Genomic DNA, 14964 nt, shown 5'->3' on the forward strand with positions numbered 1-14964 from the left:
GGCGAGTCGGTGGAACGTGATCAATTCCGCAATCCGGCCCAGGCTGCGGCAAGGTCCGGGGCGAACGAGGCCAGCGGTCGGGGCGCGGTGGGATCCGTCACAGCGCCGGCGGCGGGCACACCGAGCACCGCGTCGACGATCGCAGTGGACAGCGCATCGGCTCCCGCCGCCCCCAGCGCAGTCAGTGCCAGGTCCCGTGGGGAATCCTCGGGCAGCTCCTGCGTCCCGCAGGCCAGGGCGAAGACGGTATCCCCGTCGAACAGGGTGTGCGAGGGCCGGACCGCCCTGGCCAGCCCGGCGTGAGCCGTAGCGGCCAGGCGGGTCGCCTCGGCGGTGTCCAGGCGCGCATTCGTCACAATGCAGGCGATCGTCGTATTGCGTGGGGAATCGGCAGGTGCACTCCGCTGCCGCCGCTCCCGTTCGGCGGCGAGCGCCGCGCGTTCGGTGCCGGTCAGGCGGGGCAGGGCGATTCCGAAATCGGCCAGCACACCCGCGGCGTTGAGCTCGCCACGGGCATCGAGCAGTCCACCGGACGGATTGGCCACGACCAGTGCCGCCACCTGGACCTCGCCCAGGGTGATGAGCGCATGCCCCAGACCGCCACGGTACAGACCGCGGTCACACCAGGCCCCGAGGCCGGCGCCCACCGATCCCGCCTCACCCAACACCGTGGTATCGCCGGCTGCGGTGCGACGGGCCGTCAGGGCGGCGCGGGCGGCCGCGGCGCCCGCTGCCAGACCCGGCGGTTCGGTGGGTGTGGCGGCGCGTCCCAGGTCGAAGATCGCAGCGGCCGGCACGATCGGCACCGTGATGCCGCCGGGCACGGGAGAGCCGACCCCGGATTCGGCCAGCACGTCCTGGACTCCGCGGGCCGCGGCCAGGCCGAAGGCCGAACCGCCGGTGAGCAGGATCGCATCGGCTCCATAGGACAGGGTGCCGGGTGCCAGGATCGCGGACTCGTGGACGGCCGGACCCCCGCCGCGCACATCGACGCCGGCCGTGGTGCCGGGCGCGGGCAGGATGACGGTCGAGCCGGTCGAACCGGACGCGGCGGCCCAGTGTCCCAGGGAGACATCGGTCAGCGAGGCGACCGAACGGCCGGGGAACAGAAGTGGGGTGTCCATGGGTACAGTATGTACCGAAGCGAAGGCGAAGGAGGCCGCGTGGACAAGCCCATCGCGCTTCGCGCGCTCTCCCTTGCCCGGTGTTGGTCATTCCTCGTACCGGGGATCCTCGTCTGGCTCGCGTATATGCAGCCGGGCACCGATGTCCACCAGCCTGCGCGATACGCCGTCTTCTACACTGCGGTGAGCTTCGTCCCGGCCATCGTCGCATCGGTGATCGTGACGTTCCTGCGTCGCGCCGGCGAGGTGGCCTCCCTCGTCCTGGCGGTCATCCTCCACCTGGCGCTGGTCTTTCTCTGCGGATCCCTCTCGTTTCGGAACTCGGCGGAGGGCTTCGTCGCACAAGGGGTGGAGGCGCTGGTGTTCTTCGGACTTCCCCTGTGCGCCTACAGCCTGATCCTGTACGCCGTTCTGTGGCTGCTCGAGCTGCTCTGGGCGCGTCACATCGCACGTCGGGCACGGAGATGACAAGCGGCCCGGAACCGATTCGGTTCCGGGCCGCTGTGCTGTGCGCCAGGCTGTGGCCTACTTGCCCTGGACCCAGGCCTCGACCTCGGCGCGGGTCTTCGGGAAGCCGGCGGACAGGGATTCGACGCCGTCCGCGGTCACCAGCACATCGTCCTCGATGCGCACCCCGATGCCCTTGAACTCATCGGGCACCAGTTCGTCCTCGGCCTTGAAGTACAGACCGGGCTCGATCGTGAAGACCATGCCGGGCTCCAGCACGCCGTCGGTGTACATCTCGGCCCTGGCCTGCGCGCAGTCGTGGACGTCCAGGCCCAGGTGGTGGCTGGTGCCGTGGACCATCCAGCGGCGGTGCTGCTGACCGGTCGCAGACAGCGATTCCTCGGCGCTGACCGGCAGCATTCCGAATTCCTCGAGCTTGTGTGCGATGACGTTCATCGCCGCGTCGTGGATCTCGCCGAAGCGCACCGGGTGGTCGACGTGTTCTGCGGCCTTCGCGAAGGCCGCCCGGGATGCCTCGAGCACGGCGTCGTAGACCTTCGCCTGGGCCTCGGTGAAGTGCCCGTCGACCGGCAGAGTGCGGGTGATGTCGGCGGTGTAGAGGGAATCGGCTTCGGCACCGGCGTCGATGAGCACCAGATCGCCTGGCGTGACCTTGCCGGTGTTCTTCACCCAGTGCAGGGTGCAGGCGTGGTTGCCCGAGGCCGCGATCGTGTCGTAGCCGACGCCGTTGCCCTCAACCTTGCTGGCCAGGTCGAAGGCCGCCTCGATGACGCGCTCGCCGCGCCGATGGCCGATCGCCTGGGGGAGGCGCTCGATCACATTGTCGAAACCGGCGCGCGTGATGTCGATGGCCTGGCGGATCTGGGCGATTTCGTGTTCGTCCTTGAGCAGGCGCAGCTCGGACAGGCCCTGGGCCAGTTCGTCGTCGCCTGCTGCGGCCGCGACCAGATCGGCCTGCACCTGGGTGCGCGCCACATCGATCGATTCCGTGATCTGCGCATCGGCCTCGCGAACCACGCGCACGGAGATCGCGCCCAGGTCCTTGGTCATCGCATCGGGGGCCTCTGCGATATTGCGGCAGGGGATTCCGGTCAGGCGCTGCATGGACTCCAGGTCCTCCCGCGGTCCCACCCAGTATTCGCCATAGCGCGAATCGGAGAAGAACTCCTCGGTGTCCGCGCCGGCGCGTGGGGCGAAGAACAAAGTGGCGTCGTGGCCGTGATCATTCGGCTCCATGACGAGCACCGCGTCCGGCTCCGCATCCATCTCCAGGCCCGTCAAATGGATGAAGGCCGAATGGGCGCGGAACTTGTAGTCGCAGTCGTTGTTGCGGACCCGGTAGCCGCCGGCCGGCACGACGATGCGCTCGCCTGGGAAGGCTGCGGATACCGCGGCGCGCCGGGCCGGGGTGTAGGACGCCGCGCCCAAGGGCTCCGGATCGTTCTCCGGGCGTGACCAGCCGGTGGCGATGAAGTCGCGGAACGCTTGGGACTGCGGGCGGCGCGACCGGTTGTTCACGCGGTCTGCGATGTCCTGGACTGATTCGGGATTCGACTCTTGGGATACTGACTCACTCATATATCCCAGTCTAGGACCCGCGACCGCCGGGCGACCCCGGGTTCGGGGGTTCGACGCGCCACAGCCGTCGGCCCGGCTCCGCCGCCGCTGCCGCCCGGAGGCGGCTGGGCGCCATACAATGTCAGCATGATCGTCGATACCCACACGCACTCCCGCTTCTCCGACGGCACCCAATCCCCAACAGAACTCATGGAAGATGCCGTGGACTCAGGCGTCGATGTCATCGGGCTGAGCGACCACGACACCACGGCCGGCTGGGGTGAGGCCCTGGCCGCCGCCGGGGACCTCGGCGTTGGCCTGTTGCGCGGCGTCGAGGTCTCCACCCGATACCAGGGGGTGACGGTGCACATGCTGTGTTATCTGCACGAACCCGCCGGAGCCGAACTGACCGCGGTGATCGGGCACGCCCGCAGGGCCAGGGAGGAACGCACCCGCATCATGGTCGAGAGGATCGCCGAGGACTATCCGATCACCTGGGACGGCCTGTTGGAGTTGGCCGGTGAACATGCGACCCTGGGACGGCCGCACATTGCGGACGCGCTGGTGCGCATCGGCGCCGTGGCCACCCGGTCAGAGGCCTTCGCCGGGCTGTTGGGCGGCGGTTCGAAATACCACGTCCCCCTCGAGGCGATCGATCCGCTCGAGGCCATCGGCCTGATCCACGATGCCGGGGGAGTCGCCGTCTTCGCCCACCCCCTGGCGGCTGCACGTGGCCGGGTGGTGCCCGATCGTGCCTTCGGCGAGCTGATCGCCGCGGGCCTTGACGGGATCGAGGTCGACCACCGGGACAATCCGCCGGCCGCCCGCCAGCGGCTGCGCCGGCTGGCGGGGGAGCACGGCCTGATCATCACGGGCTCCTCGGACTACCACGGGGCGGGCAAGCCGAACCGGCTGGCCGAACACACCACGGCCCGTGACATGCTCATGCGCATCGCCGAGGCCGGCAGGGGCACTGACCTGGTCCTGCCCCGCTGAGCCGGGACCCCGGGCCACAACGCGAGAATGCCGCCGTGCACACGAGGACGACCTCGTGTGCACGGCGGCATTCTCAAGACTTCGGACGGTCAGTTGGCTGCGGCCTGCTCACCGGACTTGCCACCGTGGGTGCGACGACGCCTGCGCTTCTTCGGCGCGGCCGACTGTTCCCCGTCGGCGGCCGGGGCGTCCCCTGCGGTCTTCGCATCCCCTGCGGGGCGCCTGCGCCGGGAGTCCGATCCGCGCGAGCGCCGGGAGCCGTGCGAACCGCCCTCGCGCCTGCGGGAGTGGCCGGCACCGGATTCGGCGTCCTGCCCGGCCGTCGGGCGCTGCCGCTTGAGCCGGCCCTTCGTGCCCTCCGGGATGTTCAGATCCGCATACAGGTGCGGCGAGGTGGAGTAGGTCTCCACCGGTTCCTCGAGGTCGAGCCCCAACTCGCGGTTGATGAGCTTCCAACGGGGCACATCGTCCCAGTCGACCAGCGTCACCGCGACGCCTGAGTGTCCGGCCCGGCCCGTCCGTCCGATCCGGTGGACATAGGTCTTGTCGTCATCGGGGCACTGGTAGTTGATGACGTGGGTCACGTCGTCGACGTCGATGCCGCGTGCGGCGACATCGGTGGCCACCAGCACATCGACCTGGCCCTCGCGGAACTGCTTGAGTGCTTTCTCACGCATCTGCTGGTTCAGATCCCCGTGCAGGGGGCGGGCGTTGAAACCGCGATCGCGCAGTTCCTCTCCCAGCCGGTCGGCGGTGCGCTTGGTGCGGGCGAAGATGATGGTCCGGCCACGGCCGGTGGCCTGCAGAATGCGCGCGACCATTTCCGATTTGTCCATCGCATGGGCCCGGTAGACCAGCTGCTTGGTGTTCTTGCCCGTCTGCGTCGTATCGCCGGCATCGTGGGCGCGGATATGGGTCGGGTGGCTCATATAGCGCCGGGCCAGGGCGATGACCTGGCCGGGCATCGTGGCCGAGAACAACATGGTCTGGCGGTTCGTGGGAAGCGCTGCGACGATTCGTTCGACATCGGGCAGGAAGCCCAGGTCGAGCATCTCGTCGGCTTCGTCGAAGACCGCGGTGGCCACTCCGTCCAGGCGCAGGATCCGCCTGCCGTAGAGGTCCAACAGCCGGCCGGGGGTGCCGACGACCACGTCGGCGCCGGCCTTGATGGCCTCGATCTGCGGTTCGAAGTCCTTGCCGCCGTAGATCGTCACAACGTGCAGATCGCGCTTCGTCGAGGCCTCGACGAGGTCCTCGGCGACCTGCTTGGCCAGCTCGCGGGTCGGCACGACCACGAGCGCCTGCGGAATCCGCTGCGCACCGGTGGGCGCATCGGGCTCGCCCTGGGCGATGACCCGCTGCAGCAGGGGGATGCCGAAGCCCAGGGTCTTGCCCGTGCCGGTCTTGGCCTGGCCGATGATGTCGGCTCCGGTCAGGGCCACCGGCAGGGTCAGGGACTGGATGGGGAACGGGTGTTCCTTGCCGGCCTCAGCCAGGGCCGCGACGATGGGCCCTGCGACTCCGAGGTCGGCGAATGTCGGTTCGGCCGGGGTGGCCTGTGCGGACTGCTCGTCAAGCTGCGCGGTGTCCGCGGCGAAGACGTCCTCCGTGCCGATGGGCGCGGATGCGTCGTTGTCGATATCTGTCACGTTCACTCCTCAAGGTGCGTACCCGTGGGAGCACGCACGTAGTCATCCGGCGGATAGGCTAGGGGGCATGTCTGATCAACAGCCGCCCCGGCAGGGTATCGAGACGCTCGCGACCCTGGCCTATAGCGAATTGGCCGCCTTCGAACGTCTGGCCACCGACGCCCAGTTCGCCCCCGACGTCCGTGACACCGTGGATCTGGCCCGCATGGCCGGGTGGTGCCTTGCACATTTCGAGGATCTTGACGCCCGCATCACCGAGCTCGGAGGAGACTCCGTCACACTGATGGAGGCGGCCCGGCCGTCCTTCGCCGCATTCATGGAGCGGACGAAGCCCACCGACTGGTACGAGAGCCTGATGAAGGGCTATGTCTACGATGAGATTCTCAAAGACTTCGCCCGGGCCGCTCTGGACCAGTTGGATGCCGACAGCCGTGCAGTCGCCACCGCCGTCTTAGATGATACACGTCCGGTAGAATATCTGGCCTCCCGCCTGGGCGCCGCAGTCGCGGCCGATCAGGTCCTTTCCAGCAGGCTGGCCCTGTGGGGCCGCAAGCTGGTGGCCGAATCCCTGCGCCGCGTGCGCGAATTGCCCGGCGTCTTCCCGACGGAATCGGCAGCGGCCACGGAACTCAGCCAGCACATCATGAGCAATCACTCACGGCGCATGTCGGTCCTGGGGCTGACCGCCTGAGCCGGAAATGCGGAGGCGGTGGGTACGGCGGCCGATCGGCCATCGTACCCACCGCCTCCGCGTCGGACGGAACGCCTCAGATGCCGAAGCCCACCCGGCCGGGGGTCTCCGCGCCGACCTCGACATAGGCCAGGGCGGCCGCCGGCACGATGACCTTGCGGCCCTTGGCATCCTCGAGCACCAGGGTGGTGCCGTCCTTGAGCGCCCCATCGACCTTGGTCGCGAGCTCGTCGGCCGTCAGCTGCGAGTCGAGCGCCAGCTCACGGTTGCTCTGGCGTACGCCGATCTTGATCTCCATGTTCCTCATACCTCCACCGGTGTAGAAAACGGTCGCTGTTGTCTCCAAGCCTAAGCGCCGGGCCGGCCTTGGCATTCCCCGCCGTGCTCGGCTACGCAGGGTTTTCGCCGCCAGCGCAACCGGTGGCCCGGGATCCCGATGGTCGAAAACCGGCGTGCGGCAGGGCAGCCGGAGTCAGCCGATCGGGCCGTGTCAGCCCTCGGTGATTGAATGGGCGCATGGACCCATTACCCTTCAGCCCGGCCCAGCCGAGTCCCCAGGACCCCCCGGTGGAACCCAGTGCGGGACCCACCGGTCTGGATGCGGTGGCACAGGCCTGCCTGGCCGACCTGCTCGCCGGGCGGCACGCCTGCGTGATCGGAGCCCCCGGCACGGGCAAGAGCACGGTCGTCGGATCCCTGTTCGCGGGACTGCTGGCCGCGGCCCACAATCCGGACGAGGTACTGGTGCTCACGCCCAACCGCGATGCCGCCGCGGCCCTGCGCGACACCTTGGGACCGGCTCCGGTGGCTGCCCCGGGTGCCTGTGCACCAGCGCCCCGGACCGGTCCGGCCGCGCGCAGTGTCCACTCCTTCGCCTTCGGCCTGGTCAGTGCCCAGGCGGCAGTGCGCGACGGTTCGGCGATGAAGTTCATCAGCGGACCGGACCAGGACAATCTGCTCGCGGGTCTATTGGCGGGTTACGATTCGGGATTGTCCCGGCCGCCGGCCTGGCCGGAGCGTTTCACCCCGGAAGTGCGGGGGACCACTGCGTTCCGCAACCAATTGCGCGAAGTGCTCAACGAACTCATGGGCAGGGGCTTCACCCCGGACGCGGTGGAGCAGGCGGCCCTCACCCACGGCCGACCCGAATGGGACTGTGTGGCCCGAATCATGCAGGACTACGAGGACCTGCTGGCGGTGCCCGGATTCGGCGGAGTGGACACTGCAGAAGTGTTCGAACAGGCCCGCTGGGTCCTCCAGGACCAGGCAGAGGCGGGCGTGCGGGCCGGTTCGGCTCCCACCTTCTCCGCGGAGATCCTGCCGCGCACGATCGTCATCGACGGGGGGCAGGACGTGCCGGATGCTGCGCTGCGGATGTTGACGACACTGGCGGCCCTGGGCGTGCGCCTGTGTCTGCTGGCCTCGCCCGACTCCGCCTCGCAGGGGTTCCGCGGTGCGGGTGGGGACCTGCTCGACGCCTTCACCCGGCCGGGGAACCCCTTTCACACGGTTCCGCACGTGCTCGACGAGGCCGCCGCCGGGGTACGTGGGGCCGGCGGTGTGCGTACGGTCGGCGACGACCTGGCCCGCCGTGTGTCGACCCGCCTGGAACTCGGTCACATTCCGCGCCGTGCCGGCATGCTGCCGGGCGGGGACTCCCGGGTGTACACGGCCACGGCGGAGTCGTCAGCGGAACTCGGCCGGATCGTGGCGGCCCGGTTGCGCTCCTGGCAGCGCGACGAGGGCGTGGAATGGACGGAGATGGCCGTGCTGACCCGGACCTCGGGGACGGCACGGGCACTCGAAGCGGATCTGGGATACTTGGGGATCCCCGTGGCGGGCGCTGACCTGGCCCTGGGCGTCGACCCCGCCACAGCACCCCTGCTGCGCATCCTGCGGGCGGATCGATCCGATCCTGGGGCCCTGGACGCGGTCATCACGGAACTGCTCACCGGCGTCTACGCCGGCCTCGATGCGATCGCCCTGCGCGGTCTCAACCGGGAGTTGTTGGCGGCCCTGGCGCGGCTGGGAGATCAGCCGCTTGTGGAATCGGAGCTCCCGGACAGCGGCGCAGCGGAGGCGGATCCGGCGCCGGTCGAAGATCCCCTCCGGCCCGGGGCCCCGACTGCCCCCATCCGAGCCGAGCCGCTGCTGGTCCGCGCCCTGCGCGAACTCCCCGAGGCCGAACTACCCGCTCCGCTGCGCCAGGTCGATCGCATGCTGCGGGCAGCGGCCAAGCACCGCGGACACGATCCGCACACCGCGCTGTGGGCGATATGGCGTGCGGCCCGGGTGGACAGGGCCTGGCGCGCCGCCGCCCTGCGCGATCCAGCGGACGCCGCCCACGACAGGCTCGATGCGGTCCTGCGGTTGATGACACTGGCCGAGAAGTTCAGCGAGCGCGGTGCGCTGGACGCCCGCGGGTTCGCCGACGATGTACTCGAACAGCGCTTCGCCCAGGACTCCCTGGCCAAACGCGCGGAAGCGGACCATGTCGCGGTGGCAGCGGCAGCGCAGGTCGCCCATACCGATTTCTCCCGGGTCGTCGTGGTCGACCTGGAGGACGGGGTTTGGCCCAACCCGCGGGTCCGCGGCTCCATCTTCTCCGCCGAGGACCTCCTCGATGTGCTCCGCGGGATCGCCCCGGAACAAGCGGCGGAACAGGCCTACCGGGCGCGGCGCCGCGCCACGATCGCCGATGAGGCCCGCCTGGCCCTGTGTGCCTTCTCCCGGGCCCGCGAAGAACTGGTCCTGCTGGCCGTCGACGACGGGGATGCCCAACCGGGTGTGTTCTTCCGCACGGCACAGGCCGCCCTGGCCCGCCACCGGGAGGCCGGCGGGGACCTGCCGCGCGGCCCCCGCGACAGCGGGACCGACGCAGCCGAAAACGACGCAGCCGAAAACGACGCAGCCGAAAACGACCCGGCCGGACAGAGCACCGCCGGGGCGGAACCGGACGGTGTGACGGAGGAGCCCCAGGTGGGCGCGCCCGCTGCCACCGGGGACCCGGGGTGGGCTACGGCCCAACCCATCGCCTGGGACCCGGCGTGGAGTGAACCGCTGACGCTGATGGAAACCGCGGCCCTGGCCCGTTACGCCTTCGAAGCCGCAGCGACCGGTCAAGAGGAGGGCCGCTGGGCAGTTCTGTTGAAGTCGCTGGCGGCGGCGGGTGTGGCGGACGCCGATCCGGCCGGCTGGTTGGACTGGCAGGAGCTCAGCCGTCGTGACCCATTGCTGGAGCCCGGCCAGATAGCCCGGATCAGTCCATCGACGGTCGAACTGTTCCACACCTGCGGACTGCGCTGGTTGCTCACCCGCCACGGTGGGCAGAGCAGCGACACCAGGGCTCAGCACCTCGGGACCATCATCCACGCTATCGCGGAGGAATTTCCGCGCGGTGGCCTGCTGCACATGCGCGAATCCTTCGACCGGCGCTTCGCCGAACTGGACTACCCCTCCGAATGGGAGCGCGACCGCGAATACGCCACGGGCCTGGAGATGCTCGACCATCTGCAGGACTACATCTCAGGGCGCGCGCCGGACGGGTACACCCTGGTGGGCGTGGAGGGCGCGGTCAGCGCCGAGGACACCCGCGATTCCGAAGACGGGCCATGGGTCATCCGCGGAAGGATCGACCGCTTGGAGAAGGACTCGGCCGGTCGGCTCTACGTGGTCGACTTCAAGACCGGCAAGCGCAAGCCCACAGTCGCCGAGGCCAGGGTGAATCCGCAGCTGGCCACCTATCAGGCGGCCCTGGACACCCCCGGCCACCGTGTGACATTCACCGACGAGGGGGCCCAGGCCGATCTGGACAGTGCTGTGCCCGGGGGCGGTGAACTCGTGTTCCTGCGCTATTCGGACACGCTCAGTCGCGGGGTGCCCGCGAACGTCAGACCACAGCCGGCGCTGGCCGATACGGACGATCCGGGCTGGGCCGGGGCGCTGGTCGCAGCCACCGCGCGCGGGATGCGCTCGCCGGTGTTCACCGCGAGCCCCTCGCGCCAGACCTGCGCGGGTTGCCCCGTGCGCTCATCGTGCCCGGCCTATGCGGGAGGAGAAGACGAATGAACAGCGGACACGGGGGCTACGACCACCCGGCGCACGGGAGGATCCGTTATTCGGCCCTGGACCTGGTGGAGATTCTCAACTCCCGACGGGATCCGGCCGACGCGATCGACCCGCCCACCGCAGAACAGATCGCCATCATCGAATCCCCGCTGGAGCCGAGCGTGGTCATCGCTGGTGCCGGCTCCGGCAAGACCACGGTGATCAGCCAGCGCGTGCTGTTCCTCGTCGCCAACGGACTGGTCCCGGCAGATGCGATTCTGGGCCTGACCTTCACCCGGAAGGCGGTGGCGGAACTGGCCGCCAAGATCCGCGACAACCTGTGGGAGTTCCGCCTGGCGGTGGGGGAGTCGGGTCGTGATGACGAACTCGTCGGCCTCGATGTGCCCACGGTGCAGACCTACAATTCCTATGCCGCCGCGCTGGTGGGCGAATACGGTATGGCACTGGGCATCGAAGAGGACACCCGGGTCCTCGACGACGCCTCCGCGATCCAACTGGCAGGGCGCGTGATCGATCGGGCGAGTACCGCGGAGGTTCCGGCGGGAGCGGCCAGGGCCGGCCTGATCACCAAGGTGCGTGCCCTGTCCGCCCAGATGTCGGAACACCTGGTGGACGCTGCGGAACTCGAGGACTACATCTATGCCTGCTATCGGCGTTATTTCGCCGATGTGGACGTGGCCAGGGCAGTCGCCCGCAAACGGATTCCGGCAGAGGCCAAGGAAGCATATGCCATCCGGTTGGACGAACTCATGGGCGCGGGCCTGGGCCCCGACCCTGAGCGCTCGCGGCTCGACGCCCTGGTCGACCTGCTGTGCGACTACGGCGCGGCGGACATCCTGGAGAAGCTCCGGGAGAAACTCCTGCTGGCCCGCCTGGTCGAACGCTTCCGCCTGGCCAAGCGGGCGGCAGCGGGCATGGAGTTCTCCGATCAGGTGGCGTTCGCCTGCCGGATCATGGATGCGGACCCGCAGGCCCACGCCGCCGAACGCGCTCGCTGGCAGGTGGTGCTGCTCGACGAATACCAGGACACCTCGGACACGCAGGTGCGGCTGTTGAAGCGACTCTTCGGCGGTCTGCCGGTGATGGCCGTGGGCGATCCCCGGCAGGCCATTTACGGCTGGCGCGGGGCCTCGGCGTCGAACATCGACGAATTCCCCGTCGAATTCGGCCTGCCCGGCACCCGCGCCAGGGTGCGGAGTCTGAGCATCAGCTGGCGCAATCCGAGCAGTGTGCTCGCGGTGGCCAATGAGATCTCATCGTGGATCCCCAACCGGGGCTCCGGCGGCGAACTGCGCGCCCCCGACCAGCCGGATGCGCAGGGCCTGCCCGGCCCACTGGCCACGTGGAAGACGGGAACCGTCGAGCGGGCCCTGACCACCGGGGCGGCCGTGCCGGGAGTGGGCAGCGATCAGATGGTCCAGCTGCTGGACTGGCTCATAGGGCGGAGCGGCTCACGGGCCGTTTTGTGTCGCAAGAGCGCTCACATGTTCGAAGTCGCGGCGGCTGCCACGGCCCGCGGTGTTCCCACCCACATCGTGGGCAGGGCCGGCGCCCTGGAGGACCCGTTCGTCCGCGACGTCTTCGCCGCGTTGACGGTGATCGCCGACCCGACAGCCGGCGGTGAGGCGATGCGCCTGCTGACCGGGACGGTGTGTCGTCTGGGGCCTGCCGATATCGCCGCCCTCGAACGGCTGCGGCGGGCCAGAGCCGACCGCCTGGCACAGGCGTATCCCGATGATGAGGCGGCGGCCGCGCTCGGCGTGGTCGAGGTGATCGACGAACTGGCCGATCCCGCAGGGCGCGGTACCCTGCGCTCCGACATCGAACGCTCGGGCCTGTCGGACGCGGCGGCCTCCCGTATCGGACGGTTGGCGGTGTCCCTGCGCCGGTTGCGCGCCAGGCGGGTCCCGGTACCGGCCCTGATCCGGGAGATCGTCCACGGACTGGGCATCGAAGCGGAGGCCAGGGCACTGGGCCCCGAGCGTGCTGCACCACATCTGGTGGCACTCGATGTGTTCGCGGCATCCGCGGCGAATCTGCTGGCCGACCAGCCGGGGACCGATCTGGCCGGCTATCTGTCCTGGCTCGAACTGGCGGCGCAGACGGGTGGCCTGGACGAACCGGACGAGGTGCTCGACAAGGAATCGGGGGCGGTGATCATCATGACGATCCACAAGTCCAAGGGTCTGGAATTCGACCATGTCGCGATTCCCCATATGGTGGTGGGCGACCTACCGACCACACTGCGGACCAAAACGGGCTGGCTGCAGGCCGAGGCCCTGCCCTACCCGCTGCGCGGGGACGCCGCCTCATTTCCCGCCATGGACCTAAGCGCCGGTGCGAGCAAGGACCTCAAGGCCCTCAGAGAACGGTTCGCCGACGCCCTGGAGGACCATCATGAAACCGAGGAACGCAGGCTGGCCTACGTGGCTGTCACCCGGGCCCAGCGCTCACTGTGGCTGGGCGCCGCGACGTTCTCCGGGCGGACCAGGGCCAATGAACTCTCGCCCTACGTCTACGATGCCGCCACGGCGCTGGGCTGGGACGATCCCGTTCTGCCGGGCAATGACGAGGAGGCGCCCGAACGCGCAGAGTCCTATGAGTGGCCGACCCCGCAGGACCGCGCACTCCTGCGGATCCGGTCACACAAGGCGCGGGTCTACCGCAGCGCCGGGGAACTGGAGCTGGGCGAACTGGTTCGCAGCGCCCCGCACGGCGGCGGGGGCCCCGATGCCCCTGGACATCTGGCCCATATTGCGGCCGACTTGCTGGCGCAGCGGGCGAACGCGCTCGACCCCACCCGGTTGCCCGGTCGGCTCTCGGCCACCGCGGCAGTGCGCTATGCGCAGGACCCTGAGGCCTTCGCCGCCGAACTGATCCGCCCCATGCCAACCGGCCCCGTGCCGCAGGCGGCGCTGGGAACCGCGTTCCACGCCTGGGTGGAGAACTACTTCGGACAGGCCACGCTGCAGGACTTCGAGGACCCGCAGTCCCGCAAATCCCTGCCCGCTGCGCTGCAGGATCGTTTCACCCGGCTGCAGCGGACATTCCTGGCCAGCGAATTCGCCTCCAGGGTCCCCGTCGCAGTGGAACTGCCGTTCGAGCTCATCCTGGGCGAAGCCGGAGCACAGATGCGCATTCCCGGCAAGATCGACGCGGTCTTCCCCACGGAGACCGGTTTCGAGGTCGTGGACTGGAAGACGGGCAGCTCGGTCACGGGAGCAGAACTCCAGGCCAGAGCCGTGCAGCTGGCCGTCTACGCCCGGGCGGTGGAGGCGATGCCGAGGTTCGCCGGCCGGCCGGTCACCGCGACGTTCTTCTATCTGGGCGACAACCGGATCGTCAGGCCTGCGGACCTGCCGGATCCCGATCTGTTGCTCGAACGGATGACGGCCGGTCGATGACACCGGTCTCGGACTCCTCCGCGGCCTCGGCCGCGGAGGAGTCGGCGGTGACGCCCGGGCCCGGCTCGGGCGCGTCCTCCGGCAGTTCGGCCAGCGAGCGCAGCAGTTCGACGGCCTCGTCAACTCCTTCGGCGTCATCGGCGTCGGCACAGGCCAGCAACAGGCCCAACACTCCCATTTCGGAGACCAAGCCGACCCGTTCCACCAGGTACGGGTCATCCATCCGGCGTTCGGCCAGATACACGTCGAGTAGTCGGATGAAGTCCTCGGTCGACATCAGGTCCGCCACGCCGGCCAGATCATGGGCCGGATCGCCCACCCGGACCCGGGCCAAATCGGTCACCGCCACCAGGTCATCACCCGTGGTCCGCAGAGCGTCGATGCCCAAATCGCCGTGGAGTACCGCCGGCAGGAAGTGCCAGACGGCCGCGGTCTCCAAAGTCTCCTCCCAGCGCTGCAGCAAGGCACCGGGGACCTTCCCGGTCTGGGCACCACGGTCCAGCTCGGCCAACAGCGAATCGCGGACCTCCAGGGGTTCCCGGGTCGGTAGGCCGGCATCGGCGACGGCGGCGACATCCGCGGTGTGCAGGCGGGCCAGGAATCGCGCTAGTGAGTCGACCAGGCCCGGGTGCTCGGTGAATGCCGCAGTCGACAGTGGAGTCCCCGGTAGCGGGCGGGTGATGCGCAACTCGTATTCCCGGTCGAGCGACCAGGTGCCGGGCTTAAGATCCTGTGTCGCCAGAGTCTCCGGGAAGGCCGGGGAGTCGGACGGCAGGATCGTGCGCAGTACCGCGGCCGCGACCTGTTCGGTCTGGGCTTCGAGGGCGTCCGTCGGATCGAGTAGGGAGGCGAGCACGAAGCGGTCCCCGTCGCCCACGAGCACGCGCAGACGATCGGTTCCGTCCAGCACGCTGAACTGGGTCGGAGAGAGTCCGTCGACCAGATGCGAGGCGGCGGCGGCCATATGCAGGGGCAGGTTATCCACCCCACCAATCTACGACACCGGC

Annotated in this window: 10 protein-coding genes; 5 read left to right on the top strand and 5 right to left on the bottom strand. The window is 69.4% G+C overall.

Features of this window, described 5'->3' with window-relative positions:
• Positions 1–20 precede the first annotated feature (20 nt).
• On the bottom strand, positions 21–1124 hold the full coding sequence (locus NQ036_RS09280) for a P1 family peptidase (RefSeq protein ID WP_257047196.1): 1104 nt from the start codon (positions 1122–1124) through the stop codon (positions 21–23).
• Positions 1125–1163: 39 nt separating this feature from the next.
• Here NQ036_RS09280 and NQ036_RS09285 point away from each other — a divergent pair, with 39 nt between their 5' ends.
• A complete protein-coding gene (locus tag NQ036_RS09285) occupies positions 1164–1592 on the top strand; it encodes a hypothetical protein (protein WP_257047197.1) in 429 nt (142 codons plus the stop codon).
• 57 nt (positions 1593–1649) lie between these two features.
• On the opposite strand, the gene NQ036_RS09290 is transcribed toward NQ036_RS09285, so the two are convergent.
• Positions 1650–3170 carry an aminopeptidase P family protein gene (locus tag NQ036_RS09290; RefSeq protein WP_257047198.1) on the bottom strand — a complete coding sequence of 507 codons (1521 nt, stop codon included), beginning with the start codon at positions 3168–3170 and terminating at the stop codon, positions 1650–1652.
• A 126-nt stretch (positions 3171–3296) separates the two neighbouring features.
• On the opposite strand from NQ036_RS09290, the gene NQ036_RS09295 reads away from it, so the two are divergent.
• Complete coding sequence (locus NQ036_RS09295) at positions 3297–4145, top strand: PHP domain-containing protein (protein ID WP_257047199.1); 849 nt, start codon at positions 3297–3299, stop codon at positions 4143–4145.
• 89 nt (positions 4146–4234) lie between these two features.
• Here NQ036_RS09295 and NQ036_RS09300 read toward each other — a convergent pair whose 3' ends face one another.
• Positions 4235–5794 (bottom strand): DEAD/DEAH box helicase, encoded by a 1560-nt coding sequence (locus NQ036_RS09300; RefSeq protein ID WP_373456767.1) that lies wholly within the window; start codon positions 5792–5794, stop codon positions 4235–4237.
• A 67-nt stretch (positions 5795–5861) separates the two neighbouring features.
• On the opposite strand from NQ036_RS09300, the gene NQ036_RS09305 reads away from it, so the two are divergent.
• Positions 5862–6485, top strand: coding sequence for a ferritin-like domain-containing protein (locus NQ036_RS09305; RefSeq protein ID WP_257047200.1), 624 nt, complete (start codon positions 5862–5864; stop codon positions 6483–6485).
• A gap of 76 nt (positions 6486–6561) precedes the next feature.
• Here the strand turns inward: NQ036_RS09305 and NQ036_RS09310 are convergent, their stop codons facing one another.
• Entirely contained in the window at positions 6562–6783 is a 222-nt protein-coding gene (locus NQ036_RS09310; RefSeq protein WP_257058462.1) for a DUF3107 domain-containing protein, read from the bottom strand.
• A 218-nt stretch (positions 6784–7001) separates the two neighbouring features.
• On the opposite strand from NQ036_RS09310, the gene NQ036_RS09315 reads away from it, so the two are divergent.
• Both NQ036_RS09315 and NQ036_RS09320 read left to right on the top strand, forming a co-directional pair.
• A complete protein-coding gene (locus NQ036_RS09315; protein WP_257058465.1) occupies positions 7002–10553 on the top strand; it encodes a PD-(D/E)XK nuclease family protein in 3552 nt (1183 codons plus the stop codon).
• Positions 10550–13957, top strand: coding sequence for an ATP-dependent DNA helicase (locus tag NQ036_RS09320; RefSeq protein ID WP_257058467.1), 3408 nt, complete (start codon positions 10550–10552; stop codon positions 13955–13957). The genes NQ036_RS09315 and NQ036_RS09320 overlap by 4 nt, the downstream gene beginning before the upstream one ends.
• On the opposite strand, the gene NQ036_RS09325 is transcribed toward NQ036_RS09320, so the two are convergent.
• Positions 13896–14942, bottom strand: a complete 1047-nt coding sequence (locus tag NQ036_RS09325; RefSeq protein WP_257058469.1) for a phosphotransferase — start codon at positions 14940–14942, stop codon at positions 13896–13898. The two genes, NQ036_RS09320 and NQ036_RS09325, sit on opposite strands and share 62 nt — an antisense overlap.
• Positions 14943–14964 lie beyond the last annotated feature (22 nt).

Origin of the sequence: Brevibacterium sp. 91QC2O2 (assembly GCF_024580695.1) — a bacterium.
In the GTDB taxonomy this organism is placed as follows: domain Bacteria; phylum Actinomycetota; class Actinomycetes; order Actinomycetales; family Brevibacteriaceae; genus Brevibacterium; species Brevibacterium moorei.

Coding starts and splice junctions, on each gene's coding strand:
- NQ036_RS09320 (WP_257058467.1), top strand. CDS start 10,550: ATGAACAGCGGACACGGGGGCTACGACCACCCGGCGCACGGGAGGATC.
- NQ036_RS09315 (WP_257058465.1), top strand. CDS start 7,002: ATGGACCCATTACCCTTCAGCCCGGCCCAGCCGAGTCCCCAGGACCCC.
- NQ036_RS09310 (WP_257058462.1), bottom strand. CDS start 6,783: ATGGAGATCAAGATCGGCGTACGCCAGAGCAACCGTGAGCTGGCGCTC.
- NQ036_RS09280 (WP_257047196.1), bottom strand. CDS start 1,124: ATGGACACCCCACTTCTGTTCCCCGGCCGTTCGGTCGCCTCGCTGACC.
- NQ036_RS09305 (WP_257047200.1), top strand. CDS start 5,862: ATGTCTGATCAACAGCCGCCCCGGCAGGGTATCGAGACGCTCGCGACC.
- NQ036_RS09295 (WP_257047199.1), top strand. CDS start 3,297: ATGATCGTCGATACCCACACGCACTCCCGCTTCTCCGACGGCACCCAA.
- NQ036_RS09290 (WP_257047198.1), bottom strand. CDS start 3,170: ATGAGTGAGTCAGTATCCCAAGAGTCGAATCCCGAATCAGTCCAGGAC.